Genomic DNA, 26,549 nt, shown 5'->3' with positions numbered 1-26,549 from the left:
ATCCTTCATCCGACGCGCCTGATCCGTCTTCAGGCCGCCATATTCCTTGCGCCAGCGGTAATACGTCTGCTCGCTGACTGCGATGCGCCGGCATGCCTCAGCAGTCGTGCCGCCCTGGCCCAGCATGATCTCCGCCTCACGCAGCTTGCCGATGATCTCCTCCGGCTTGTGCTTCTTCGCTGGCATTCGTTGTCCCTTCCTTGGTCCAGACTGTCATAGTCGATGGACCACTCAGAAGGGGGCAGCTCACCAGCGCGCGCTCGGCGTCGAACTTCTCCATGATGACCACGGTGCCGCCGATCTGGTTGACCGCCATTGACCAGCGCAGCGGCGCGGCATGGTACATCGGCGCTGGGCTGAGATAGACCATGTCGGACGTCCAGCCGTACAGCGCCCGCCCCAGCCCGACCAGCGGCGAGACGTGTTCGCCGAACGGCTCCTCCGGCAGCGGGAAGCGCACGCCCTTGGGCTTGCCAGTGGTGCCCGACGAATACAGCATCACCTGCCCGTGCGCGGGGTCCGCCACCGGCGTGTCGGGTTGCGCGTCGCGTGCCGCCTCGTAACCGTCGAACCCGTCGATCGTCCCGCCGACCGTGAAGCGCGCCAGGTCGGCGATCCGCGGTCCCAGCTGCTCCGCACAGCAGGATACCGCGGTGGAGGCGATGAACACGCGGCACGCGCCGTCGCGCACGATATATTCCGCCTCGTCGACCATCAGCTTGGACGAAATGCACGTGACATAGGCGCCGATTCGCTCCGCCGCCCACATGATCTCCAGATAGCGCGGGTGGTTGTCCAGCATGATGGCGATCCCGTCGCCGCGCCCCACGCCCAGCGCGCGCAGCAGGTGCGCGCCCTGATTGGCGCGCCGGTCCAGCTCGCCATAGGTTACGGTCTCTCCGGTTGCCGCCATGATATAGGCGGGCTTGTCCGGGTGGGTGCGCGCGTGCGCGACGGGATGCAGCATGGTCGGTCTCTCTCCTCGGGCGCGGGGCGTCTGTCGGCCCCGCCACCCGTCACGTCGTCCGGTGGGTCAGGCGCCGATGCGCTCGACGATGATCGCCGGGGCCATCCCGCCCGCCGCGCACATCGTCACCAGCCCGTACCGCTTGCCCTGCCGTTCCAGCTCGTCGACCACCGTGCCGATCAGGATCGCGCCGGTCGCGCCGATCGGGTGGCCCAGCGCGATCGAGCCACCGTTGACGTTCACCTTCGACCGGTCGAGGTCGAGGTCGCGGATGAATTTCTCCGCCACCACTGCGAACGCCTCGTTGATCTCCCACAGGTCGATATCGTCCTTGGTCAGGCCCGCCTTGGCCAGCACCTTCTTCGCCGCCGGGACCGGCGCGTTGAGCATCAGCGTGGGGTCGTCGCCGACATTGGCCATCGCCACGATCCGCGCGCGCGGCGTCAACCCGTGCGCCTCGGCATATTCCTTCGACGCCAGCAGGACCGCCGCCGCGCCGTCGACCACGCCCGACGAATTGCCCGCATGGTGGAAATGCTGGATTTCCAAGTCGGGGTAGCGGCGGTTGATCTGCTTGCGGAACGTGTCGCCCGCCTTGTTGTACGGCATGTCCGCCAGCGCCGCGAACGACGGCTTCAGGCTGGCCAGCCCCTCGGCCGTGGTCTGCGGCCGGGGAAATTCCTCATGGTCGAGGATGACGTTGCCGTCATCGTCGGTGACGGGCACCAGCGACTTGTCGAACCGGCCCTCGGCGATCGCGATCGCCGCCTTGCGCTGGCTTTCCAGGCCCAGCGCGTCCAGATCCTCGCGGGTGATGCCCTCCATGCTGGCGATCGCGTCGCCGCACACGCCCTGGTGGCTCTGCGGATGCAGCACGTCGAGATGCGGGTTGCCCGATCCCATGCCCAGCATCGGCTTGCCGCTCTCCATGTCCTCCTGCGACATCGCGGCGGTCAGGCTCATCATCTCGGTGCCGCCTGCGATGACCAGGTCTTCCATCCCGCTCATGATCTGCGCCGCGGCGAAATTCACCGCGGTGATGCCGCCGCCGCAGAACCGGTCCAGCGTCACGCCCGACGCCTTGACGTCGAAACCGGCGTCCAGTGCCGCCATCCGGCCCAAGTCACCGCCCTGCTTGCCGCGCTGCGTGGAGGTCGACCAGATCACATCGTCCACCTCGGCGGTATTCAGATTGTTACGATCTTTCAGCGCCTTGAGGACCGTCGCCGCCAGATGCTGCGGGTGCAGGTCGGCCAGTGCGCCCTTGCCCTGCTTGCCGATGCCGCGCGGCGTGCGCACGGCGTCGATGATATAGGCCTCTCCCATCGAAATTCTCCAATCCACCATGTCTGTCAGACAGCGCTTTACGGGCGCCGCTTTCCGACATAACCTTCGTTATGGTCGCCGGGATGTCAAGCGTTTCACCCTCATCCGCCGCCCCCGCACGGGCGCCGGACCTCACTCCACAAGACTGGCTGGAGGCCGGTCAGTCGTTGCTTCGGCGCGGCGGATTGCGTGCGCTCAAGCTGCGCCCGCTGTCGGAGGAGCTGCGCGTCTCGACGGGCAGTTTCTACCATCATTTCGCGGACTTCGACGCCTATCAGGGGCAATTGGCGCGCTATTTCGCCGAAGCCCAACTGACCGGCCTGATCGAGGCGCTGGAACGCGCCGCGCCCGATCCGATCGATCGCATCCGCCTGCTGGGGCAGACGGTGCGTCGGCGCGGGTCGTCGCGGCTGGCGATCGCGATGCGCGCCTGGGCCGAAAGCGACCCGCGCGCCCGCGCAGCGGTGGAGCGGCACGACTCGCTGATGCTCGATTTCCTCGCCCGCTGCCTGACCGACGCCGGGTTCGAACGAAATGATGCGGAGGTTCGCGCCTACGGCCTCATCACCCTGGGGCTGAGCAAAGTGCACGCGCCGCATCTCGACATGGAAACGCTGTTCGACCGGCTGCTCGCCATCATGACCCACCGGGCGCCCGTGGAATGAAGGCGCTGGTCGTCTCCGCGCTGTCGACCGACCTGTCGGGCACCGCGCTGGCGGACCTGCCCGAACCGCAAGCGGCGCCGGGCAAGGTGCTGATCCGCGTGCGCGCCGCCGCGCTCAACTATCCCGATCTGCTGATGACGCGCGGCGACTATCAGCTGAAGCCGCCGCTGCCCTTCACCCCCGGCATGGAATTGGCGGGGGAAGTGCTGGCCGGCGACGGCTTCGCGCCGGGCGACGCGGTGGTTGCCGGCACGCGGCTGGGCGGCTTTGCGGAGGTGGTGGCGGTGGATGCCGCCGCGGTGCGTGCGCTGCCCCCGCACCTTTCCTTCGCGGAAGGGGCGGCGGTCGGCGCGGCCTATCTCACCGCCTATGTCGCGCTGGTGCGGCTGGGCGCGCTGCGTCCCGACGAATGGCTGCTGGTCCATGGTGCGACCGGCGGGGTCGGGCTGGCGGCGGTCGATCTGGCGCATGCGCTGGGCGCGCGGGTGATCGCGACCTCGCGCTCGCCGGAGAAACTGGCGATGCTCGCCACCGACTATCCGGTCGCCGCGACGCTGCCCGCGCCCGGTTTCCGCGACGCGGTGAAGGAACTGACCGGCGGCGGCGCCGACGTGGTGTTCGATCCGGTCGGCGGCGACGTGTTCGACGAATCGACGCGCTGCATCGCGTTCGGCGGGCGGCTGCTGGTCGTTGGCTTCACCTCCGGACGGATCGCGACCGTTTCCACCAACATGCCGCTGATCAAGGGGTTTTCGGTGATCGGCGTGCGCGCCGGCGAATACGGCCGGCGCTTTCCCGAACGCGGGCGGGAAAATCTCGACGCGGTCTGGTCGCTGGCGGCGTCGGGGCGGATCCGCCCGCGCGTCCACGCCGAATTTCCGCTGGCCGACTGGCGCGCCGCCTTCGATGCGATGGCGCGCAGCGACATGGTGGGTAAGCTGATACTGGTTCCGTGACGAAAAACCGCCAACCTGCCGCGACGAGAGCGGGTGGCGCGACAAGGCAGAGGACGACGGGATGGCCGGATATGATTATGTCATCATCGGTGGCGGATCGGCGGGGTGTGCGCTCGCCGCGCGGCTGAGCGAGGACCCCACCGCCACCGTCTGCCTGCTTGAGGCGGGCGGCGCCAACAAGGACGTGCTGGTGCGGATGCCCGCCGGTGTCGGCAACCTCATCAAGGCGAAGGGCAAGCACAATTGGGGCTTCTGGACCGAACCGGAACCGCATCTCGACAACCGCCGCCTGTGGTGGCCACGCGGCAAGGGGCTGGGCGGGTCGTCCGCGATCAACGGCATGATCTACACCCGCGGCCATCCGCAGGATTATGACGAATGGCGCCAGATGGGGCTGGCGGGCTGGGCGTGGGACGACGTCCTGCCCTATTTCCGCCGGTTGGAGGGGCATCATCGCGGCGAATGCGGCGGGCTGCACGGGGCGGGCGGACCGCTGTCGATCTCGGGCGGCGAAAGCGACAGCCCATTCCACGACGCGCTGATCGAGGCGGGGCGACAGGCCGGCTATCCCGTCACCGACGATTTCAACGGCGCCTCGCAGGAAGGGTTCGGCCGCTACGACCTGACCATCTCCGACGGGCGGCGATGGTCGGCGGCGGCGGCCTATCTCTATCCCGCGATGGCGCGCCGCAACCTGACCGTCGTCACCAACGCGCGCACGACGCGGATCGTCGTCGAACGCGGGCGTGCGGTGGCGGTCGAGTATCTGCGCGGCCGCACGCCGGAGCGCGTCGCGGTCGCGGGCGAGGCGATCCTGTGCGCCGGCGCGGTGCAAAGCCCGCACCTGCTGCAACTGTCGGGGATCGGCGATCCGCAGCGGCTGCGCGATGCCGGCATCGCGCCGGTCCACCCGCTGCCGGGCGTCGGCGAGAACCTTCAGGATCACCTTGACGTCATCATGAACTGGTCGTCGCGTGGGCTGGTGACCGCCTTCTCCGCGACGCGCGGGCTGCGCCAGCTGACCACCGGGGTGCAATATCTTCTCGGCGGGCGCGGGCTGGGGCGGCAGCAATTCCTCGAATCCGGCGCGTTCGTCTCGTCGCGCGAAGGGCTGTCGCGCCCCGACGTGCAGATCCACGGCGTGCTGGCGATCATGCGCGATCACGGGAAGCAGCGGGCCGACCGCGACGGCTTCTCGCTCCACCTGTGTCAGCTGCGCCCCGACAGCCGCGGGCGGATCGCCGCCGGCTCCGCCGATCCGCTCGCCGATCCGCTCATCTACGGCAATTACCTCGCCGCGCCGGAGGATCGCCGCGTGATGCGCGAATGCGTGAAGATCGGCCGCGACGTCGCCAGCCAGGCCGCGCTCGATCCCTATCGCGCCGACGAACTGTATCCCGGCGCGTCGGTGCGCAGCGATGCCGATATCGACGCCTGGGTGCGCGCCTCGGCGGAAACCATCTATCACCCGGTCGGCACCTGCCGGATGGGCGCTGAGGGGGATGCGCTGGCGGTGGTCGACGGGCACCTGCGCGTGCGCGGGCTGGAGGGGCTGCGCGTCGTCGACGCCTCGGTGATGCCGACGCTGGTAGGGTCGAACACCAATGCGCCGACGATCATGATCGCGGAAAAGGCGGCGGACATGATCCGCGGGGTCGACACCGCACTGGCCGCCTGACCGACGCGCCGGCGGCCTATCCCGCGCGCGCCGGCCGCTCCTCCTCCACCGCCGCCGGCCGGTCCAGCATCTGCCGCACCCGCGACAGCAATGCGTCGCGGGTATAGGGTTTGCGGATGATCTGCTCCTCCGGCACCTCGGCGATCGCCGCCAGATCGGCATAGCCCGTGACGAACAGCACCGGCAGGTCGGGGTGTCTGCGCCGCGCGCGCCGTGCGAATTCGACGCCGTTCATTCCCGGCATCGCCACGTCGGCGACCACCGCCTCGATCCCGCGCGTATGCGCCAGCGCGCGCAGCCCGGTGTCGCCGTCCACCGCCTCCACCACGCGGCATCCCGCCGCGCGCAGCGTGTCGGCGGTCACCTGTCGCACATTGTCCTCGTCATCGACGACCAGGATGCACCGCCCGGCGATCGGCGCGGCACTTGCCGCCGGGATCGCGGCCACCGCCGCCGCGGCGGCCACGTCGCGCGCACGGGGCAGATACACGCTGACGGTCGTCCCCTCCCCCGCGACGGTATCGATCCGCACGCCCCCGCCCGACTGCTTGGCGAAACCGAACACCTGCGCCAGCCCCAGCCCGGAACCCTTGCCGACTTCCTTGGTGGTGAAGAACGGCTCGAACGCGCGCGCCAGCACCTCGTCGGTCATGCCCGTGCCGGTATCGGTCACCGCGACGCGGATATAGTCGCCCGCCACCGGCTCCTCCGGGCGCTGCGGCACGTCCAGGCTGACGTTGGCGGTCGACAGCGTCAGCCGCCCGCCGCCCACCATCGCGTCGCGCGCGTTGATCGCCAGGTTCAGCAGGATCAGCTCGATCTGCGTCGGGTCGACCAGCGCTGGCCACACGCCGTCCGCCAGTTCCTGTTCGATCGCGATCGAGCGGCCCAGCGTGCTCGCCATCAACGGCGCCAGCGCGCGGACCGTGTCGTTCAGGTCGACCGTCTTCGCCTCCAGCCGCTGCCGGCGCGAGAAAGCGAGCAATTGCGCGGTCAGCGTCGCGCCGCGCTCGGCCGCGATCCGCACATGCTCCAGCCGTTGCAGCGCGCGGGCGTCGAGCGGCCCGGCCGCCGCGGCATGCGCGATCATCTCGATATTGCCCAGCACCACGGTCAGCAGGTTGTTGAAATCGTGCGCCACGCCCGACGTCAGCTGCCCCACCGCCTCCAGCCGCTGCATCTGATGCAGCGTCTCCTCGACGCGCTCGCGCTCGGCGATCTGGCGCGTCAGCTCGGCGGTGCGCTCGGCGACCCGCTCCTCCAGCGCCTCGCCCGCCAGATGCCGCTCGGTCACGTCCACCGCGCAGCCGACATAGCCCAGGAAACGGTCGCCCGAATAGCGCGGCCGCGACACGCCATGCGCCCAGATCGTCCCGCCGTCCGCGGTCTTCAGCCGATAGTCGCCGCGCAGCGGGCGCGGATCGCGATAGAAGAGCGGCATCCGCTCCGCCAGCAGCGCGCGGTCCTCATCACGCAGCAGCGGCGCCCAGCCGTCGCGCCTCATCGCCTCCGGCGTCACGCCCAGGATCTTCTGGAAACCCGCGTTGGCGAACACGAACCGCCCGGTCTCGTCGGTGATCCAGACCAGCGCCTCCATCTCGTCGGCCAGCGCGCGGAACCGCTGCTCGCTCTCGCGCAGCGCATCCGCCTCGGTCCGCCGCTGGGTGACGTCGGTGATCGTGCCGATCGCGCGGGTGCACACGTCGTCCTCGAACACCCCGCGCCCCGTGACCGCGACCCAGCGCATCGTCCCGTCAGGCTGGAAGATGCGATATTCGACATCGTGCAGCGCCCGCACCGCCGGGTCGATCGCCGCCGCGAACGACGCCGACATCGCCGCGCGGTCGCCGGGGTGGATCGCGGCCAGGAACTGCGCGGTCGTCGCGACCGTGCCCGGCGGATAGCCGTGCATCGCCCAATTGCGTTCCGAACCGGTGAAGGTGCCGGTACGCAGGTCATATTCCCACGTCCCGATCTCCCCCATCCGCGTCGCCAGTTCCAGCGAATCGCGGCTCAGCGCCAGCGCGCCCAGCGCGCGATGCTGCTCGGTCAGGTCGATGCCCTGCACGAAGATCGCCGTCACCTCCCCGCCCGCATCGGTGACCGGCTGATAGACGAAGTCCAGCCGCCGTTCCTCGGCCGTGCCGTCGGCCCGCATCACCGTCACCGGGACACCTTCGCCGCGGAACGGCACGCCGGTCGCCCGCACCTCGTCCAGCCGCGCGACCAGGCCCTGCGACACGACCTCGGGCAGCGCGTCGGCCACGGTACGTCCGATCATCTCGCGCCCGTCCACCAGCGCGCGGAAGGCGGCATTGGCCAGTTCGAACACATGCCCCGGCTCGCGCAGCACCGCGACGAAGCCGGGCGCCTGGTCGAACATCTGGTGCAGGCGGGCGCGGTCCTCCGACACCTCGCGCGCGGCGCGCACCCGCCCGGTCGTCTCCGACACGATGCACAGCACCCCGCCGACGCTGCCGTCGTCCAGCGCCACCGGCGAATAGGAAATGTCGAAATACACCTGCTCGCCATATCCAGCGCGCTCGATGTAGAACGGCCGGTCCTTCGCGGCATAGGTTTCGCCGGTGGTGCGCACATGCGTCAGCAGCGGCTCCAGATCGTCCCACAACTCCGTCCAGGTCTCGCACGCCGGGCGACCCAGCGCGTGCGGATGCTTGTTCCCGATCGTGGGGGCGTAGGCATCGTTGTACAGCGCGACCTGCTCGGCGCCCCAGAACAGCACGATCTCCGCCTGCGCGGGCAGGATCACCGCCAGCGTGTGGCGCAGCACCGCGGGCCAATCCTCCACCGGCCCCAGCGGCGACGACGCCCAGTCATACGCCGCGATCCGCCGCCCCATGTCGCCGCCACGCGCCGTGAACGCCATGTAATCGCGCGAAGCGGCGGGGGGCTGTGTCATCGCCGGGCAGCCTAGCGCAGGTGCGGCCCGGCGCGAAGGTGGCAAACGCTGCCGAACCGGCGTAATTCGAACGGCATGAACCCCGCCTTCGCCTCGCTCCACCACCATCGCATGCTGCGCGTCGCCGCGGCCACCCCGGCCGCGACCGTCGGCGATCCCGCGCGCAATGCGGACGAAGCGATCGCGCTCGCGCGCCGCGCGCATGACGAGGGCGTGGACCTCCTCGTCTTTCCCGAACTCAACCTCACCTCCTATGCGATCGACGACCTGCACCTGCAATCCGCGCTACAGGCCGCGACGCGTGCAGCGGTGGAGGCGGTGCGCGCCGCCAGCGAAACCTTGCGCCCGGTGCTGCTGGTGGGCGCGGCGCTGGAACGCGGGCAGCGGCTCTACAATTGCGCGGTCGCGATCGCGGGCGGGCGCGTGCTCGGCGTGGTGCCCAAGACGTTCCTGCCCAATTACCGCGAGTATTACGAAAAGCGCTGGTTCGCCCCCGGCGCGGGCCTCACCGGGCTGACGATCGGCGTCGGCGGGGAAGAGGTGCCGTTCGGCACCGATCTGATCTTCGCCGCGGATGCGATGCCCGATTTCGTGTTTCACGCCGAAATCTGCGAGGATTACTGGGCCGCCACCCCACCCTCCACCATGGGGGCGTTGGCCGGGGCGCTGGTGTGCTGCAACCTGTCGGCGTCGAACGTCGTCATCGGCAAGTCGCGCGAGCGCATGATGCTGTCCGCCGCACAATCGGCGCGCGCGGCCTGCGCCTATGTCTATTCCGCCGCCGGGCCGGGCGAAAGCACCACCGATCTGGCATGGGACGGTCAGGGCAGCGTCCACGAACTGGGCGAGTTGCTGGTCGCCTCGCCCCGCTTCGCGCGCGAATCGGGGCTGGTCGCCGCCGACGTCGATCTCGAACGGCTGGTGCAGGAGCGGCTGCGCAACGGCACCTTCCACGATGCCGCGCGCCACGCCGGCCATCCCGAAACGCGGTTCCGCCGCATCGCCTTCCCTTTCGCGCCGACCGGCACGGACATCGGCTTGCGCCGCGACCTGCGCCGCTTCCCGTTCGTCCCCAACGATCCCGCCGCACTGGATGAGGATTGCTACGAAGCGTTCAACATCCAGGTGCAGGGCATCGCCAAGCGGCTGGTCGCGGCGAACGCGCGGCGGCTGGTGATCGGCGTGTCGGGCGGGCTGGACAGCACCCACGCGCTGATCGTCGCGGCCAAGGCGCTCGACCAGCTCGGCCGGCCGCGCACCGATATCCTGGGCATCACCATGCCCGGCTTCGCCACCAGCGCGGGGACGAAGGACAATGCCTGGACGCTGATGCGCGCGCTGGGCGTCACCGCGGAGGAAATCGACATCCGCCCCGCCGCCACGCGGATGCTCCAGGACATGGGCCACCCCTATGGCCGCGGCGAGCCGGTGTACGACGTCACGTTTGAAAACGTGCAGGCGGGGCTGCGCACCGATTACCTGTTCCGCATCGCCAACCAGCGCGACGGGCTGGTCGTCGGCACCGGCGACCTGTCGGAACTGGCGCTGGGCTGGTGCACCTATGGCGTCGGCGACCAGATGAGCCATTATGCGGTCAACGCCGGCGTGCCCAAGACGCTAATCCAGTTCCTGATCCGCTGGTGCATCGCCACCGATCAATATGATGCGGCGACCGACGCGGTGCTGGACGCGATCCTGAAGCAGGAAATCTCGCCCGAGCTGGTGCCGGGGGCGGAGCTGCAAAGCACCGAAAGCCGCATCGGTCCCTATGCGCTGAACGATTTCTTCGCGCATTACGTGATCCGCCACGGCCTCGCCCCGTCGAAGGTCGCGTTCCTGGCGTGGCATGCGTGGCGCGATGCCGGCGCGGGGGCGTGGCCGGTCGGTTACCCGGCGGGCGCGCGCGTCGCCTACGATCTCGACACGATCCGCCACTGGCTGGAACGCTTCCTGTTCCGCTTCTTCCAGATCAGCCAGTTCAAGCGATCGGCGATCCCCAACGGGCCGAAGGTATCGTCGGGCGGCGCGCTGTCCCCGCGCGGCGACTGGCGCGCACCCTCTGACGGTACCGCCGACGTCTGGCTGGCGGAATTGGCCGCCAACGGGCCGTAACCGCCCCGCACACACAACGTCACCCCGGACTTGCTCCGGGGTGCACGGTGCCGCCAATTCAGTGGCCTGCGGATATGCGGCCCGACATTGCGGATGCGAACCCCCGCCCTGTCCTACACCGCCCCCGCCACGCTACCCCGTGGCGATGCCCCTTGCCCCCGCCTCAACATTCGCCACTTGCCCCGTCAGCATCTCAACATTCGCAACATTCGCGGCCGCACCCCCGCTGCCAAGATACGCGCTGATCCACATCAACCAGTTGATTTTTCATCGGAACAGGATCGGCCACCCCGCGCTTGACCGGCTTCGCAACAACGGAGCCGCCCCATGGCCGAACAGCACGACGACGGGTCCGCCGCCGCGTCGAAGCACCCGCACGCCGCGGGCGACGCCTTCGCGCACGATACCGGCGATGCGATCACCGCGCAGGCGGTGACGATCAACCGCCCGGTAGGCGAGGTCTATGCGTTCTTTCGCGATTTCACCAACCTGCCGACCTTTATGGAGAATGTCGTCACGGTCGATCTGCTCGACGACACGCGATCGCACTGGGCGGTCAAGGCGCCCGGCGGCGGCACCGTCGAATGGAATGCGCGGCTGACCGCGCAGGAAGCGAACAGCCTGCTGGAATGGACCAGCGAGGATGGCGCCGACGTCCCCAATTCGGGCCGCATCACCTTCCGCGACGCGGGCGCGCGCGGCACGGTGGTGACCGCCACGATCGTCTACGACCCGCCCGGCGGGATCGTGGGGAAGGTGATCGCCAAGATGTTCCAGCGCGAACCCGCGATCCAGGCGCGCCGCGATCTGCGCCGGTTCAAGCAACTGATGGAAACCGGCGAGATCGCCACCCCGGCGATGAACAGGCGCCAGTTCGAGGAGATGGGGCTTTGAAAGCGGTCGCATGGCATGGAAAGCACGACGTGCGCGTCGACACCGTCGACGATCCCGGCATCGTCAACCCGCGCGACGCCATCATCAAGGTGACGTCGACCGCCATCTGCGGCTCCGACCTGCACCTGTACGACGGCTACATCCCGACGATGCAGGCGGGCGATATCCTGGGCCATGAATTCATGGGCGAGGTGGTCGAGGTCGGCCCGCAATCGACGCTGACGAAGGGCCAGCGCGTCGTCGTCCCCTTCACCATCTCGTGCGGCAGTTGCTACCATTGCGGGAAGCAGCAATTTTCCGCCTGCGACAACGGCCTGCCCGCCGACAATCAGGATATCGCGCGGGAATTGTACGGTCAGCCGATGAGCGGGCTGTTCGGCTACAGCCACATGACCGGCGGTTATGCCGGCGGCCAAGCGGAATATGTCCGCGTGCCGTTCAGCGACGTCGGCCCGATCGTCGTGCCCGACGGGGTGGAGGACGAACAGGTCCTGTTCCTCTCCGATATCCTGCCCACCGGGTGGATGGCGGCGGAGAATGCCGACATCGAACCGGGCGATACGGTCGCGGTATGGGGCTGCGGCCCGGTCGGACTGTTCGCGATCCAGTCGGCGTTCCTGATGGGCGCCGAGCGCGTTATCGCGATCGACCATTTCCCCAATCGTCTCGCGCTCGCCAAACGCTTCGGCGCGCAGATCGTCAATTACGAGGAAACGGCGGTCTATGACGCGCTGATGGAGATGACCGGCGGGATCGGCCCCGACGCAGTCATCGACGCGGTCGGATTGGAGGCGCACGGCTTCTTCGTCGACAATGTCATCGACCAGATCAAGGCGTCGACCTTCCTGGGAACCGACCGCGCGCACGCCAACCGCCAGGCGATCATCGCCTGTCGCAAGGGCGGACGCGTATCGATGCCGGCGGTCTATGGCGGGTTCGTCGACAAATGGCCGCTTGGCGCCTTCATGGAAAAGGGGCTGACGCTCAAGACCGGGCAGACCCATGTGCAACGCTATCTGCCCGCGCTGCTGACCGCGATCCTCGAGGGGAAGATCGACACCACCTTCCTCATCTCGCACCGGATGCCGCTCAGCGCTGGGCCGGAGGGCTATCGCCTGTTCCACGATCAGCAGGACGAGGTGACCAAGATCGTCCTGAAACCCGGCATGGACCGCTGAGGAGAGCAAACATGGCAAACAGATTCGCAATTATTACCGGCGCCTCGACCGGCATCGGGTTCGAGCTGGCGACGCTGGCGGCGAGGAACGGCTACGACATTCTGGTCGTGGCGGACGAGCCGCTGATCGATGCCGCCGCCGCCGATTTCCGCCAGTTCGGCACCGAGGTGCGCGGGGTGGAGGCGGACCTGTCGACCATCGAGGGGGTCGACCGGCTGCTCGCCGCGGCACAGGGCCGGCAGATCGACCTGTTGTGCGCCAATGCCGGGCGCGGGCTGGGTCGCGCGTTTCTGGAACAGGACGTCGCCGACTGGCGCCGCGTCGTCGACACCAATATCACCGGCACGCTCTATCTGTTGCAGCGCGTGCTGCGCGACATGGCGGCGCGCGACGCGGGCAAGGTGCTCGTCACCGGGTCGATCGCCGGCTTCATCCCCGGCAGCTTCCAGGCGGTCTATAACGGCACCAAGGCGTTCGTGGACAGCTTCACCGACGCGCTGCGCGACGAATTGCGCGATCACCGGGGCGTCACGCTGACCACGCTGATGCCGGGACCGGTCGATACCGAATTCTTCGACCGTGCCGATATGATGGACACCGACGTCGGCACCTCGGACGGTAAGTCTGATCCGGCCAAGGTGGCGCAGGACGGCTGGGACGCGCTGATGGCCGGGCGGCACTCGATCGTGTCGGGCTGGAAGAACAAGCTACAGGCCGCGGTCGCACATGTCGTCCCGCCCGAAGTGACCGCGCGGATGCACCGCAACATGGCGGAGCCGGGCAGCGCGAAGGACTGACGCCCCCCTGCCGTGGCAAAGGGGGCGTCGCGCGGTCAGGCCGCGCGCAGCTCGAACGTCCCTTTCACCCCCTCGGCCTGGGCGGAGGGGGCGATCCACAGGTCGAACTGTCCCGGCTCGACGGTCGGCGTCATCTCCAGCCCGATGAACTCCAGATCGGCACGGGTCAGCTTGAACGTCACCGTCTCCCGCGCGCCCGGCGCCAGCGCCACCTTGCGAAACGCCTTCATCTCACGGACCGGGCGCGTGATGCTGGCGACATGATCGTGGATGTACAGCTGCACCACCTCCTCCGCCCCGCGCGTACCGGTGTTGGCCACCGTCGCGGACACCTCCAGCGTCCCGTCCCACGCCATGGTCGCGGGCAACCGCAGGTCGGAATAGGCGATCTTGCCATAGGTCAGGCCGTGGCCGAATGGATACAGCGCCTCGTTCAACGTCGTGCGATATTTCGCCTTGTACGGATCGCTCAGCGCCGCCGCCGGGCGCCCGGTCGGCTTGTGCGCATAATGATACGGCTCCTGCCCGCTCTCATACGGGAAGCTGCACGGCAGGCGTCCCGACGGGCTGTAGGCGCCGAACAGCACGTCCGCGATCGCATGGCCGCTCTCCGACCCCAGGAACCACGTCACCAGGATCGCCGGCGCGGCGCGCACCGCGCCCGCCAGCGCCAGCCCGCGCCCGTTCTTGAGGACGACGACCACCGGCTTGCCGGTCTTCGCCACCGCCTCGGCCAGCTCCTGCTGCGGCGCGGGCACGACGATCTCGGTACGCGACTGCGCCTCGCCCGACATGCCTTCCGATTCGCCGATCGCCAGCACGACGACGTCCGCGGCCTGCGCCGCCGCGACCGCCGCCGCGATCCCGCCGGGCAGCGCCTGCTCGACTCCCGATCCCGCGGTCACCGTCACGCTGGCGACACCCGCCGCGCGCACGCCGGCCGCCAGATCGACCGCCTGGGCATTGTCGCCATAGACCACCCATGGCCCGTTCAGATCATGCTGACCCTCGGCAAACGGCCCGATCAGCGCGACCTTCGCCGCTTTCGACAGCGGCAGGACGTCGCCGTCGTTCTTCAGCATCACGATCGACCGCCGCGCCGCGTCGCGCGCCAGCGCCAGGCTCGGCTTGGCGCGGGTGCGCGCCTTCTCGCGCTTCGCGTCGATACGGCGGAACGGATCGTCGAACAGCCCCAGCATATGCTTGGCGGCCAGCACGCGGCGGACCGAGCGGTCGAGCGCCTCCTGCGGCACCGTGCCGTCGCGCACCAGCCCGGGCAGGTGGAGCCAGTAATTGTTGCTGGCCATCGACATGTCGACGCCCGCCAGGAAGGCGATCCGCGTCGCATCGCGCGAATCCTTGGCGAAACCAGCGGCGATCATCTCCTCGTCGCCGGTGTAGTCGCCGACGATGAACCCCTTGTACCCCCATTCGTCGCGCAGGATCTTCTGCAACAGCCACGGATTGCCGTGCGACGGGATGCCCGCGATCTCGTTGAACGATGCCATGCCGCTGCCCGCGCCGGCGCCGAAACCCGCGCGATACGGCGGCAAATAGACTTCGCGCAGCGTCCGTTCGGACAGGTCGACGCTGTTATAGTCCAGCCCCGCTTCGCCCGCGCCATAGGCGGCGAAATGCTTCACGCACGCCATCACCGCATCGTTCGCCGTCAGGTCATTGCCCTGGAAGCCCTTCACCCGCGCCACCGCGAACAATTCGCCCAGCCGCGGGTCTTCGCCGGCGCCCTCCATCGTCCGGCCCCAGCGCTGGTCGCGCGCGATGTCGACCATCGGGAAGAACGTCCAGTCGATCCCCGCGCCCGCCGCCTCGTATGCGGCGACCCGCGCGGTGCGCCGTGCCAGATCGGGTTCGAAGCTCGCCGCCTCGCCCACCGGCACCGGGAAGATCGTGCGATGGCCATGGATGACGTCGGCGGCGAAGATCAGCGGGATCTTCAGCCGCGACTGGCGCATCACCGCGGTCTGCATCCGACGCGCCATTTCCGCGCCATTGCCGTTGAACACGCCGGTGATCCGCCCGGCGACCACATCGGCCAGTTGCCCGTCGAAGCTGGGGCCGTTGCTGGGCGGGTTCAGCGCGGTGGCCACGCCGCCGCCCCAGGCGGCGGGCATCAGGTTCAGTTGCCCGCACTTCTCCTCGATGGTCATCCGCCCGATCAGCGCCTCGACCGACGCCGGCAGCCCGTCCGCCTCCGCCGCGTCCAGCATCGCCCGCGCCGGACTCGCGGCCCAGGCCGCAATCGCACCGGCACCCAGCAGCGCGCCGCGCCGCGTGATCGTGCCGGATGCGGGGCGCGTGCTGGTGGTCGTATCGATCATCCCATTTCTCTCCCTGACGGCTGCTCAGCCGGGCCCGCGGGCGATTCGAAATCGCTTCCACCGAACCATGTAACCGGTTACGTAGACCTGGCCGGGCAAAGGCGGCAAACGAATTCTGGAAGGGGAGCGTGGCAGGATCATGGCGTCGGCGACGATTCGCGATGTGGCCCGCGCCGCCGATGTATCGGTCGCCTCCGTCTCCCGCGTGCTCAACAACCATGCCAACGTGCATCCCGATATGCGCGAGCGGGTGCGCGCCGCGATCGAAGCGCTGGGATATGTGCCCCATGCCGGCGCGCGCAGCCTGTCGCTGGCGCGCACGCAGGCGATCGGCGTTGTCCTGCCCGATCTGCACGGGGAATTCTTCTCGGAAATCGTGCGCGGCATGGACCGCGCGGTGACGCCTGCGGGCTATCACCTTTTGCTGTCGAACATGCACGCCGATGCCGATCTGGCGGCGCAGGCGCTGCGCACGATGCGCGGGCGGGTTGACGGACTGATCGTGATGGCCCCGCACCTGACCGCCGACGCGCTGGAGGCGGCGCTGCCGCGCGGACTGCCGACGGTCATGCTCAATACCGTTCCGTCGGGCGATCGCGCGGGGATCCGCGTCGACAACGCCGCCGGCATCCGCGCCGCGGTCGCGCATCTGGCGGCGACCGGGCGGCGCGCGCCGGTCCATATCGCCGGCCCCGCCGGCAATGTCGATGCGGTCGCCCGCCGCGATGCCTTCACCGCCGCGATGCGCGACTATTTCCCGGACGCCCCGGTGGAGATCGTCGACGGTGATTTCTTCGAGGAAGCGGGCCTCGCCGCGGTCGCCACGCTGATCGCGGCGGGCACGAACTTCGACGCGATCGTCGCCGCCAACGACATGATGGCGTTCGGCGCGCTACAGGCGCTGCGCGACGCCGGGCGGCAGGTGCCGGCACAGGTGGCGGTGACCGGTTTCGACGACGTGCCGCTGTCGCGCTACCTGGGGCTGACCACCGCGCATGTTCCGCTCGTCGACATGGGATCGCGCGCGATCGACCGGTTGCTGGCGCTGATCTCGCCGGGGGCCAAAGGCGCGCGCGACCCCGATCTCATCATCCCCGAACTGATCGTCCGCCGTAGCAGCGGCGCCCCGGAGACCTTCTGACATGACCATCGTCACCGACCGTCGCACCCTGCTGGGCGGGGCCATGGCCGCGGGCGCCGCCGGCCTCGCCCCGGCCGCCGCCGCACCGGCCGCAAATGCGCTGCCGACGTGGTTCGGCGATCTGGAACGGCGCACGTTCGACTACTTCTGGAACCTCGCCAATCCGCGCAACGGGCTGGTGCCGGATCGCTGGCCCACCCCGGCCTTCTCCTCGATCGCGGCGGTCGGCTTCGCGCTGACCGGCTATCCGATCGGGGTGGAGCGCGGCTGGATCACCCGCGCCCAGGCGCGTGCGCGGACCCTTGCGACGCTGCGCACCTTCGACACGCTGCCGCAGGGAGACGCCCGGAGTGGCACCGCCGGGCACAAAGGGTTCTTCTATCACTTCCTCGACATGGAAACGGGACTGCGCTTCCGCGAGACCGAATTGTCCAGCGTCGATACGACCTTGCTGTTCCTGGGCATCCTGTTCGCAGGCGCTTGGTACGACCGTGACGACGCGGACGAGGCGGAAATCCGTCGGCTGGCCCAGCGGATCGTCGACCGCGCCGACTGGCGCTGGTTCACCAACGATCGCGGCACCGTGTCGATGGGCTGGCACCCCGAACGCGGCTTCATCGAGCGCGCGTGGGATGGCTACAACGAAGGGATGATGGTCTATGTCGTCGGCCTGGGTTCCGGCGCGCGGCCGCTGGCGGACGGCGCATGGGATGCCTGGGCGGCGACCTATCCCGCCTTCTGGCGCGGCGAAGGCACGACCCGCCACCTCGCCTTTGCACCGCTGTTCGGCCATCAGTACAGCCAGATGTGGATCGATTTCCGTGGCATTCGCGATGCGACGATGCGTCGCGAACGCCTCGACTATTTCGAGAACAGCCGCCGCGCCACCTATGCCAACCGGGCTTATTGCATCGCCAATCCGATGCGCTGGGACGGCTATGGCCGCGACATCTGGGGGCTGACCGCCTGCGACGGCCCCGCCGACGTCACCCTGCCGTTCAAGGGGCGGCAGGCGACCTTCTACGGCTATGCCGCGCGCGGTCCGCTCGGCCAGCCGGACGAGCGCGACGACGGCACGATCGCCCCCACCGCCGCGCTCGGCAGCCTGGCGTTCGCGCCGGAAATCGTCGTGCCGGCCGCCAACGCCATGCGCCGCTGGCCGGGCCTGTACGGCCGCTACGGCTTCCTCGACAGCTTCAACCCCAGCTTCCGCTATGATGTGCCCACGGTATCGACCGGCACGGTCAGCAAGACGAGCGGCTGGATCGCCAAGGACTATTTGGGCATCGACCAGGGCGCGATCCTGGGCGCGATCGCCAACACCCGCGACGAAGGCGTCTGGCGCGTGATGCGCCGCTCGCCCGTGATCCGCCGCGGGCTGGAACGCGCGGGCTTCACCGGCGGATGGCTGGCGCGATGAGCGAGACAAGCCGCGCGGTGCGCAAGGTCACGATCGTCGGCGGCGGCACCGCGGGGTGGATGGCCGCCGCGCTGCTGTCGCGGCTGTTCGCGGGCGGCGGGTTCGATATCCGCCTGATCGAATCGGACGAGATCGGCACGATTGGCGTCGGCGAGGCGACGATCCCCGCGATCCGCACCTTCATGGAACTGGCCGGGCTGGACCAGGTGGAGATGATCCGCGCGACCCAGGCGACGTTCAAATTGGGCATCGAATTCGTCGACTGGCGCGCGAAGGGGACCAGCTACATCCACGGCTTCGGCACGATCGGCCAGGATCTGCTGTGGCTGCACACCCATCAATTCTGGCTGAAATATGCCGCGCGCGGGCAGGCGAAGCCGTTCGACGCCTATGCGCTCAACTGTCTGGCGGCGCGCCGCAACCGCTTCTGCATGCCCGATGCGCGCAACCCCGATTCGCCGCTGGCGGGGCTGGACTATGCCTATCATTTCGATGCCTCGCTGTTCGCCCGGCATCTGCGCGCCCAATCGGAGGCGCGCGGCGTCACCCGGATCGAGGGGCGGATCGTCGACACCATCTGCCGCGGCGAGGACGGGCATGTCGACCATGTCGTGCTGGCGGACGGGCGCACGGTCGACGGCGACCTGTTCGTCGACTGTTCGGGAATGCGGTCGCTGCTGCTCGGCCAGGCGCTGGGCGTCGGCTATGAGGACTGGCGCCACTGGCTGCCGTGCGACCGCGCACTGGCGGTGCCCTGTGCCAGCATCGCGCCGCTGACCCCCTATACCCGCTCCACCGCGCGCGACGCCGGCTGGCAATGGCGCATCCCTCTCCAGCACCGCATCGGCAACGGGCATGTCTATGCCAGCGATTACATTTCCGATGATGATGCCGCCGCCACGCTGCTCGCGAACCTCGACGCCGCACCGCTCGCCGATCCGCGGCCGGTCCGCTTCGTCCCCGGCCGGCGCCTGCGGGCCTGGGACAAGAACGTCGTTGCGATCGGCCTGTCGAGCGGCTTCCTGGAGCCGCTGGAATCGACCAGCATCCACCTGATCCAGACCGCCCTGCTGCGCCTCGTCGCGCTGTTCCCCGGCGAGGGCGTGAAGCCCGCCGACGTCGCCGAATACAATCGCCAGACGGCGTTCGAGATGACCGACATCCGCGACTTCATCATCGCGCATTACAAGGTGACCGAACGCGAGGACACGCCGTTCTGGGCGTACGTGAAACATATGGCGATCCCGGATTCGCTGGCCGAGCGGCTGGAGCTGTTCCGCACCTCCGCGCGCTTCTTCCTCCATTCGCGCGCCGAGCTGTTCCGTGAGGAAAGCTGGGTGCAGGTGCTGATCGGCCAGGGACTGGCGATGCGGCACGATCCGATGGTCGATCTGATCCCGGACGCCGATGCACTGGCCTATCTGCGCGATATCGAGGCGGTGATCGACGACGTGTCGGCTCGGATGCCCGATCACGCCGCCTTCGTGGCGCGCAACTGTAGCGCGGCGGCCACACCCGCGCGCTGAGCGCCGCCGCCGTAGCAACGTGCGGCCGAAGCGGATTGACTTTCGAGCGGCTTTGGCGCTTCCAGAGCGGGACGGAACAGGGGATTGTTCGTCGCGTGGTGTAACCGGTTACGGGCGGAAACCCGGACTGGTTCTAATGATGATTTGTAACCGGTTTCACAGGGCCGGTATGGGGAGGAACTGAAATGCGGTCTCGCTTGCTTTCGCGTCATGCGTTCGCGCTGGGCATCTCGTCCGCCGCGATGGCATCGCTTTTCGTCGCGCCGACGGCCGTTGCGCAGACGGTCGGCACGATCCAGGGCAGCGGCGCCCCGGCGGGTGCGACGGTGACGGCGACCGACACGGTGACGGGGCGCTCGGTCACGACGACCGCAACCGCCGCCGGCACGTTCACGCTCGCCGGCCTTCGCCCGTCCAGCTATCAGGTCAAGGCGGGCGAGCGGTCGCAGTCGGTCACCGTTCCCGTCGCCACGGTCGTTACCGTCGATCTGACCCCGGTCCAGGAGGTTCAGGCGGGGGACGTGGTGGTCATCGGTCGGCGCCCACGCGCAGAGGTGCGCACCGCCACGATCGCCACCAACGTGTCGCCGCAACAGATCGAAAGCCTGCCGCAGACCCAGCGTAACTTCCTGAACTTCGCCGCGCTCGCCCCCGGCGTGACGCTGAACCCCGACGTCAACAACGCGCGCATCCAGTCAGGCGGCAACAGCTCCGAGAACATCAACGTGTTCATCGACGGCACCAGCCAGAAGAACAACGTCGGCTTCGGTGGCGTCGCCGGCCAGAATTTCTCTGGCGGCAACCCCTTCCCGCAGTCGGCGATCCAGGAATTCCGCGTCGAGACGCAGAACTACAAGGCCGAGTTCGAGCAGGCCGGGTCGGCGATCATCACCGCGGTCACCAAGACCGGCGGCAACAAGTTCCACGGCGGCGTGTTCGGCACCTTCATTCCGAAGGCGTGGTTCGGCCGGCCGTATTTCGAACGCCCGGGCAACGCGAACAACCCCGGCTTCCCGTGCGCAACCGATCAGACCAAGACCTGCTTCAACGAGAAGCCGGACTATAAGCGTTATGAATTCGGCGCCGACCTGGGCGGACCGATCATCGCCGACAAGCTGCATTTCTTCGCCGCCTACGAAGGGACGCGCCGTACCAACCCGGCGATCATCGTCACCACCGGCGCTGGCATCCCGTCGCAGCTTTCCAGCCTGCTGGCGGGCACCTTCGCGGCAAAGTTCAACCAGAACCTGTATTTCGGCAAGCTGACGCTGTTTGCGTCCGAGGCCGATACTATCAACGCGAGCTATTTCCGCCGCGAGGAACAGGACCTTCGCGACTATGGCGGCAATCGCGCGTTCGAGAACGGTCGCGACATCGGCACGCAGAGCGAGAACTACCAGTTCGAGTGGAACCACCGTGCGGACAATTGGCTGAACGAGCTGACGCTCAGCAAGTTCAAGAGCTTCACCGGCACGCCGACGATCACGACCGGCCCGGAATATCTCATCACCGCCAACAACACCGGCGGCGGCGACCTGCTGTTCTTCGGCGCGAACTCGTTCCAGCAGGCGAACGACCAAAGCGCTGACACGCTGCGCAACAACTTCACCTACACCGGTGCCGAGAACCACGTCTTCAAGGCCGGCGTGCGCGTTTCGCGCGTCACGCTCAGCCGTGTCGAAGATGCATTCGGCAACGGCCAATATCGCTTCGCCGCGCCGAACTTCACCACGCTTGCCAACAGCATCCCTTATGCGGCGACGATCTCGCTTCGTCCCCCGGAACCGCTGGAAGCCAAGAACACGCAGGTCGGCCTGTTCATCCAGGACGACTGGACGATCAACGAGCATCTGACGCTCAACGCCGGCCTGCGCTGGGATTACGAGTCGAACAATTTCAACAACAAGTATGTGACGCCGGAAAAGATCGCGACCGCACTGCGCAACTACCAGCCGTGGAAGGCCGCGGGTATCGATCCCGAGCGGTACATCACCGACGGAACGAAGCGCGATCCGTTCAAGGGCGCATTCCAACCGCGCATCGGGCTCAGCTACGACGTCAACGGCGACCGCGATCTGGTGTTCTTCACCGGCGCCGGCCGCTACTACGATCGCAACATCTTCTACCTCGCCAGCCTCGAACGACTTTTCAACAACGTTCGTAGCGACATCAACGTGACCTTCTGCGGCGAGAACGGTTTGCCCGCCTGCCCCGCCGGAACGCCGACGACGCCGGGCGCGGCCGCCGGCAACGGCGTCTTCCGCTGGAACCCGGCGTTCCGCGATCCGGCGGCGCTGCGCAGCGGTGTCGCATCGGGCGGACTGTCGGGCGACATCTGGGTCATCAACAACGACGTGAAGGTGCCCTACACCGACCAGTTCACGCTGGGTGTGCGCAAGCGGCTCGGCGCGGTCCAGACCTCGGTGGCGGTCGCGCACAACCGCTCGCACAATTCGTTCATGTATGTGCGCGGCAACCGCCAGACCAACGGCAATTACACCGATGGCGGCGATGCGTGGATCCGCGATCCGGGCGCGATGAGCCCCGACATGTTCGTCCCCGGCTATACCGGGCGTCTGAACATCGGCTCCTCGATCGGCGAGCAGCGGTACACCGCGCTCTTCGTCACTGCGGAGAAGGGCTACACCCGCGAATCCGGCTGGGGCTTCACCACGGCGTTGACGATTTCCGATGCCAAGTCGAACGTCGGCCGCGCCTTCAACGAAGCCGAGATGTTCAACGCCGGTCGCCAGGACGCCTTCGGCTGGCAGCCGACCGCGGGGCTGGAGCGGTGGCGATTCGTTGGCACCGCGATTGGCGACCTGCCGCTCGATTTCCAGCTGTCCGGCACGCTGACGCTGGCGTCGGGGCCGCGCTTTGGCAACGTCAATTTCGACGTCAAGCCGCCCAACTGCAGCGGCTGCCTCTACTTCAACGACGGCGGCCCGCTGTCGCCGAAGCAGGACATTGCGTACAAGAACCTCGACCTGAAACTCGCCAAGCGGTTCCGCACGCCCTGGGGGCATGAGTTGCAGGCCGATCTGTCGGTCTTCAACGTCTTCGACTGGGTGAACCGGACCTACAGCACCTGGGGTGCAGGGTCGGGCGCGAACCCGCCGCTCGAAGAGAACGGCACGATCGGCTACGCCCGCTCGTTCCAGGCGGGGCTGAAGTACCGCTTCTGATCCGGTCGGGGCGATCGTGTGCCGATCGCCCCGTTCCTGTTCCACCGGGAGAGCGGCGATGGTCCCGCAGCTGCTTCGCTTCGGGAAGGGCGAGCATCGCGTCGTCCAACTCGACGGGCTGGATATCGATCCCGCCGGCGTGGTCGATCTCGCCGCCGCGCTCGCGCCCTTCCCACGCGGGCCGAACCCCAATTATCCGGGGGTGCGCCGCGTCCTGCATGAGGCGGACGGCGGCGCCTTCGCCTACGCCTGTGCGCTTCTGGAGGCGTGTGCGCCCTATGTCGGCGGCGCGTTCGACATGGACGGGTTCGACCTGATCGAGGCGAGCTTCTCGATCGTCACCACGCCCCCCAGCCGGCTTGCCCCGGCGCAGCGCGCGCCGCATGTCGATTCCACCGATCCGCGCTATCTGGCGGTGATGCACTTTCTGGGCGGCGTCGCGGGCAGCGGCACCGCCTTCTACCGCCAGCGGTCGACCGGGATCGAGGCGGTGACCCCCGCCACACTCGCCACCTTCGTCGCCGCGGCGCGGCGGGAATCGGCGACGCTGGACGGCTATATCCACGGCAGCAATGCCGCGTTCGAGGAGATCGGGCGCGTCGCCGCCGTGCCGGGGCGCGTCCTCATCTATCAGGGCGCGCTGCTCCATTCCGGTATCATCCCGCCCGACCTGCCGCTCGATGCCGATCCGCGCCGTGGCCGGCTGACCGCCAACCTGTTCGTCAAAGGGCAATGACCATGCACCGCTCCCTCGCCACCGGCGCGCTCCTCCTGTCGCTGCCCGCCCTCCCCGCCCCGGCGGCGGCCAAGACCTACGCCAATCCGATCGACGTCGATTATCGCTACAATTTCGAACAGACCAATGAGGGGATTTCGTACCGCACCGGCGCCGATCCGGTGATCGTGCGGTTCAAGGGCGCCTATTACCTGTTCCTGACGCTGGCCGACGGATACTGGCGGTCTGACGATCTGGTGAGCTGGCGCTTCGTCACGCCCAGCCGCTGGCCGATGAACAGCATCGTCGCGCCCGCGGTCACCTCCGACGGCGACCGGCTGCTCATCATGCCGTCGATGACCGATCAGGGAACGATCCTGTCGACCAGCGACCCGGCCAGCGGAAAGCTCGACTTCTTCGTGCGGCGGATGCCGGTGCTGCCCGGAGCGGTGAAATCGGGGCTGGAGGATACGATCAAGCCGGGGCAGATCCCGCCGGGGCCATGGGACCCCGCGCTGTTCCGGGACGACGACCGGCGCTGGTATCTCTACTGGAATTCCTCGAACGTCTTCCCGCTGTACGGCGCGCCGGTGACCTTCGCGGACGGGCGGATGCGCTATGACGCGCCGGCCGCGCCGCTGCTGTCGCTCCACCCGGATGTGCATGGCTGGGAACGCTTCGGGCAGGACCACAGCGGCGGGCTGCCCGACGGCACGCCGATCAAGCCGTTCATGGAGGGCGCGTGGGTCAACAAGGTCGGCGGGCGCTATTATCTGCAATATGGTGCGCCGGGGACGGAGTATAACGTCTACGCCACCGGCGTGTATGTCGCGGACAGGCCGCTCGGGCCGTTCACCTATGCGCCGTATAACCCGGTCGGGTACAAGCCGGGCGGGTTCGTTCAGGGTGCCGGACACGGCTCCACCTTTCAGGACGCCTATGGCAATTGGTGGAACACCGGGACGCCGTGGATCGGCTATAACTGGACGTTCGAGCGGCGCGTGGGGATGTGGCCGGCGGCCTTCGCGGCGGACGGGCAGATGTCGGTCTCGACCCGCTTCGGTGATTTTCCGCACCGCATGCCCGACGGGCCGGTCGCCGACCCGGAATCGCTGTTCACCGGCTGGATGCTGCTGTCCTACCGCGCCGCGGCGACCGCTTCGTCGACCCAGGCCGGCCACCCCGCCGCCGACGTCACCGACGAAAACCCGCGCACCTTCTGGCTGGCGAGTGCCAACCGAGCGGGCGAGACGCTGACGCTCGACCTGGGCGCGATCAAGTCCGCGCGCGCGGTGCAGGTGAACTTTGCCGACTACAAGTCCGGGCGATTCGGCGATGCCGACGACATCTACACCGATTTCCGACTGGAGGCGTCGCAGGACGGCACGCACTGGGAGACGATCGCACAGACCGAAAGCGGCGCTGACCGGCGCGACCGGCCGAACGCCTATTTCGAGCTGCCCCGCCCCGTTCCGCTGCGCTACCTGCGCTACGTCCACGGCCATGTCGGCGCGGCCAACCTTGCGATCGCCGACATTCGCGTGTTCGGCAGCGGCGGCCGCACGGCGCCCGCCCGCCCTGCGGGTGTCACGGCCACGCGTGACCGCGACCCGCGCAATGCGCGCATCGCCTGGGCGCCGGTGAGGGGCGCGACCGGCTATAACGTGCGCTGGGGCATCCGCCCCGATCGCCTGACGCTGACCTATCAGGTGTTCGCCGATGCCGTGAAGACGGACGGCGCGCGCTCATATCTCGACCTGCGCGCGCTCGACGTCGGTCAGGATTATGTCGTCGCGGTGGAGGCGTTCAACGACAGCGGGGTCTCCCCGCTCAGTCGGCGTCGCCCGCTGCGCCGCTGACCCGCGCGAGCGGCATGCCCGCGCGGATCGGCGCGCCCTCGGCCAGCGCGGGGTCGAGCGTCACCCCGCGCGGCACGAACACGATGATCGTCGAGCCATGCTCGAACCACCCCATCTCGTCCCCCTTCGCGGCACGCGCGGTGCAGGGGACGCGCGCGCTGCCCTGTTCGCGCAGCGACCGTTCGGTGTCCATGAACCCCAGCCGGATGCTCGCCACCAGGATCGCGGCGACCGGCACCAGCAGCATCGGCATGCTGGTCGAATCCAGTCGCGTCTCGATCACCGCGCGCTCGTTGCGGCAAAACAGCCGCTCGACCCGCTTCAACGCGATCGGGTTCACGTTCCAGCAGTCGCCCGACAGATAGGTCACCCCCTCCACCGTCAGGTCCGCGGGCGCGTGGAAACGGTGATACATCGCCGCCGTCAGCCGCAGCGTCACGAACGACCCGTCGCGATAGCGCTCGACCAGCGCGGCGTCGGGGATCAAATCGCCCAGGCGATAGGGAAAGCCCTTCACCTGATAGACGCGGTCGCCCTCGATCCGCCCATGCGCGCCGACGATCGCGTCGCACGGGCTGGCGATCACCGCCGGATCGGCGTCGAACACGCGCGCACCGGGGCGCAGCCGCCGGACGAAGCCGTCGCGCAGGCTGGCGAAGCGCGTCGTTTCCGCATCCGAAAGGTCGACGTCGGAAAAGAACCGCCACGCCGCCACCGCCGGCCGCGCGACCAGCGGATGCTCGATCGCCGCGATCCGCCCGACGATCCGGGTCGCCAGCCGCCGCGGGATGCGGTTGGTCAGCAGGAAATTCAGGTCCTCCTGCATCAGCAGGCGAAGGAAAGCACCGCGCATTGTCACACCTGCGTCATC

At 68.5% G+C, this 26,549-nt stretch carries 19 protein-coding genes; 13 read left to right on the top strand and 6 right to left on the bottom strand.

Annotated elements, in window-relative coordinates:
- From COA17_RS14630 to COA17_RS14620, 3 genes are all read right to left on the bottom strand, one after another.
- A partial coding sequence (locus COA17_RS14630) for a transposase (RefSeq protein WP_141397088.1) occupies window positions 1–186 on the bottom strand: 186 nt, incomplete at its 3' end.
- Window positions 137–967 (bottom strand): AMP-binding protein, encoded by an 831-nt coding sequence (locus COA17_RS14625; RefSeq protein WP_096613438.1) that lies wholly within the window; start codon window positions 965–967, stop codon window positions 137–139. The genes COA17_RS14630 and COA17_RS14625, both read right to left, overlap by 50 nt.
- Before the next feature lie 66 nt (window positions 968–1,033).
- Window positions 1,034–2,293 (bottom strand): acetyl-CoA C-acetyltransferase, encoded by a 1,260-nt coding sequence (locus COA17_RS14620; RefSeq protein ID WP_096613436.1) that lies wholly within the window; start codon window positions 2,291–2,293, stop codon window positions 1,034–1,036.
- 185 nt (window positions 2,294–2,478) lie between these two features.
- Here COA17_RS14620 and COA17_RS14615 point away from each other — a divergent pair, with 185 nt between their 5' ends.
- The 3 genes from COA17_RS14615 (at window position 2,479) to COA17_RS14605 (ending at window position 5,592) form a co-directional block, all read left to right on the top strand.
- Window positions 2,479–2,958, top strand: a complete 480-nt coding sequence (locus COA17_RS14615) for a TetR/AcrR family transcriptional regulator (protein WP_245857830.1) — start codon at window positions 2,479–2,481, stop codon at window positions 2,956–2,958.
- Window positions 2,955–3,914 (top strand): NADPH:quinone oxidoreductase family protein, encoded by a 960-nt coding sequence (locus COA17_RS14610; protein ID WP_096613435.1) that lies wholly within the window; start codon window positions 2,955–2,957, stop codon window positions 3,912–3,914. The genes COA17_RS14615 and COA17_RS14610 overlap by 4 nt, the downstream gene beginning before the upstream one ends.
- A 61-nt stretch (window positions 3,915–3,975) precedes the next feature.
- Entirely contained in the window at window positions 3,976–5,592 is a 1,617-nt protein-coding gene (locus COA17_RS14605; RefSeq protein WP_096613433.1) for a choline dehydrogenase, read from the top strand.
- 16 nt (window positions 5,593–5,608) lie between these two features.
- Here the strand turns inward: COA17_RS14605 and COA17_RS14600 are convergent, their stop codons facing one another.
- The gene (locus COA17_RS14600; protein WP_176484927.1) at window positions 5,609–8,512 is read right to left on the bottom strand and encodes a PAS domain S-box protein; all 2,904 of its coding nucleotides are present in this window, start codon (window positions 8,510–8,512) and stop codon (window positions 5,609–5,611) included.
- A 75-nt stretch (window positions 8,513–8,587) separates the two neighbouring features.
- Here COA17_RS14600 and COA17_RS14595 point away from each other — a divergent pair, with 75 nt between their 5' ends.
- The 4 genes from COA17_RS14595 (at window position 8,588) to COA17_RS14580 (ending at window position 13,493) form a co-directional block, all read left to right on the top strand.
- The gene (locus COA17_RS14595; RefSeq protein ID WP_096613429.1) at window positions 8,588–10,624 is read left to right on the top strand and encodes an NAD(+) synthase; all 2,037 of its coding nucleotides are present in this window, start codon (window positions 8,588–8,590) and stop codon (window positions 10,622–10,624) included.
- Between the two features lie 327 nt (window positions 10,625–10,951).
- Entirely contained in the window at window positions 10,952–11,518 is a 567-nt protein-coding gene (locus COA17_RS14590; protein ID WP_096613427.1) for an SRPBCC family protein, read from the top strand.
- Window positions 11,515–12,696 carry a zinc-dependent alcohol dehydrogenase gene (locus COA17_RS14585; protein ID WP_096613425.1) on the top strand — a complete coding sequence of 394 codons (1,182 nt, stop codon included), beginning with the start codon at window positions 11,515–11,517 and terminating at the stop codon, window positions 12,694–12,696. Before COA17_RS14590 ends, COA17_RS14585 begins: the two co-directional genes overlap by 4 nt.
- 11 nt (window positions 12,697–12,707) lie before the next feature.
- On the top strand, window positions 12,708–13,493 hold the full coding sequence (locus tag COA17_RS14580; RefSeq protein ID WP_096613423.1) for an SDR family NAD(P)-dependent oxidoreductase: 786 nt from the start codon (window positions 12,708–12,710) through the stop codon (window positions 13,491–13,493).
- A 35-nt stretch (window positions 13,494–13,528) separates the two neighbouring features.
- Here COA17_RS14580 and COA17_RS14575 read toward each other — a convergent pair whose 3' ends face one another.
- A complete protein-coding gene (locus COA17_RS14575; protein WP_245857828.1) occupies window positions 13,529–15,832 on the bottom strand; it encodes a glycoside hydrolase family 3 N-terminal domain-containing protein in 2,304 nt (767 codons plus the stop codon).
- Window positions 15,833–15,971: 139 nt separating this feature from the next.
- Between COA17_RS14575 and COA17_RS14570 the strand changes: the two genes are divergently transcribed.
- From COA17_RS14570 to COA17_RS14545, 6 genes are all read left to right on the top strand, one after another.
- Window positions 15,972–16,973, top strand: a complete 1,002-nt coding sequence (locus tag COA17_RS14570) for a LacI family DNA-binding transcriptional regulator (RefSeq protein ID WP_096613421.1) — start codon at window positions 15,972–15,974, stop codon at window positions 16,971–16,973.
- A 1-nt stretch (window position 16,974) separates the two neighbouring features.
- Window positions 16,975–18,393, top strand: coding sequence for a glucoamylase family protein (locus COA17_RS14565; RefSeq protein WP_066490862.1), 1,419 nt, complete (start codon window positions 16,975–16,977; stop codon window positions 18,391–18,393).
- On the top strand, window positions 18,390–19,919 hold the full coding sequence (locus tag COA17_RS14560) for a tryptophan halogenase family protein (protein WP_176484926.1): 1,530 nt from the start codon (window positions 18,390–18,392) through the stop codon (window positions 19,917–19,919). The genes COA17_RS14565 and COA17_RS14560 overlap by 4 nt, the downstream gene beginning before the upstream one ends.
- 197 nt (window positions 19,920–20,116) lie before the next feature.
- Window positions 20,117–23,104, top strand: coding sequence for a TonB-dependent receptor plug domain-containing protein (locus COA17_RS14555; RefSeq protein WP_066490864.1), 2,988 nt, complete (start codon window positions 20,117–20,119; stop codon window positions 23,102–23,104).
- A 58-nt stretch (window positions 23,105–23,162) separates the two neighbouring features.
- Window positions 23,163–23,840, top strand: a complete 678-nt coding sequence (locus COA17_RS14550; protein ID WP_096613417.1) for a DUF6445 family protein — start codon at window positions 23,163–23,165, stop codon at window positions 23,838–23,840.
- 2 nt (window positions 23,841–23,842) lie between these two features.
- Window positions 23,843–25,678, top strand: coding sequence for a family 43 glycosylhydrolase (locus COA17_RS14545; RefSeq protein WP_096613415.1), 1,836 nt, complete (start codon window positions 23,843–23,845; stop codon window positions 25,676–25,678).
- Here COA17_RS14545 and asd read toward each other — a convergent pair.
- Window positions 25,650–26,531, bottom strand: a complete 882-nt coding sequence (gene asd / locus COA17_RS14540; RefSeq protein WP_176484925.1) for an archaetidylserine decarboxylase — start codon at window positions 26,529–26,531, stop codon at window positions 25,650–25,652. The two genes, COA17_RS14545 and asd, sit on opposite strands and share 29 nt — an antisense overlap.
- Window positions 26,532–26,549 lie beyond the last annotated feature (18 nt).

Origin of the sequence: Sphingomonas ginsenosidimutans, assembly GCF_002374835.1 — a bacterium.
Taxonomy (GTDB): Bacteria; Pseudomonadota; Alphaproteobacteria; order Sphingomonadales; family Sphingomonadaceae; genus Sphingomonas; species Sphingomonas ginsenosidimutans.
The sequence above is the reverse complement of the archived record's forward strand: the minus strand, read 5'-3'. Positions and strand labels throughout refer to the sequence as shown.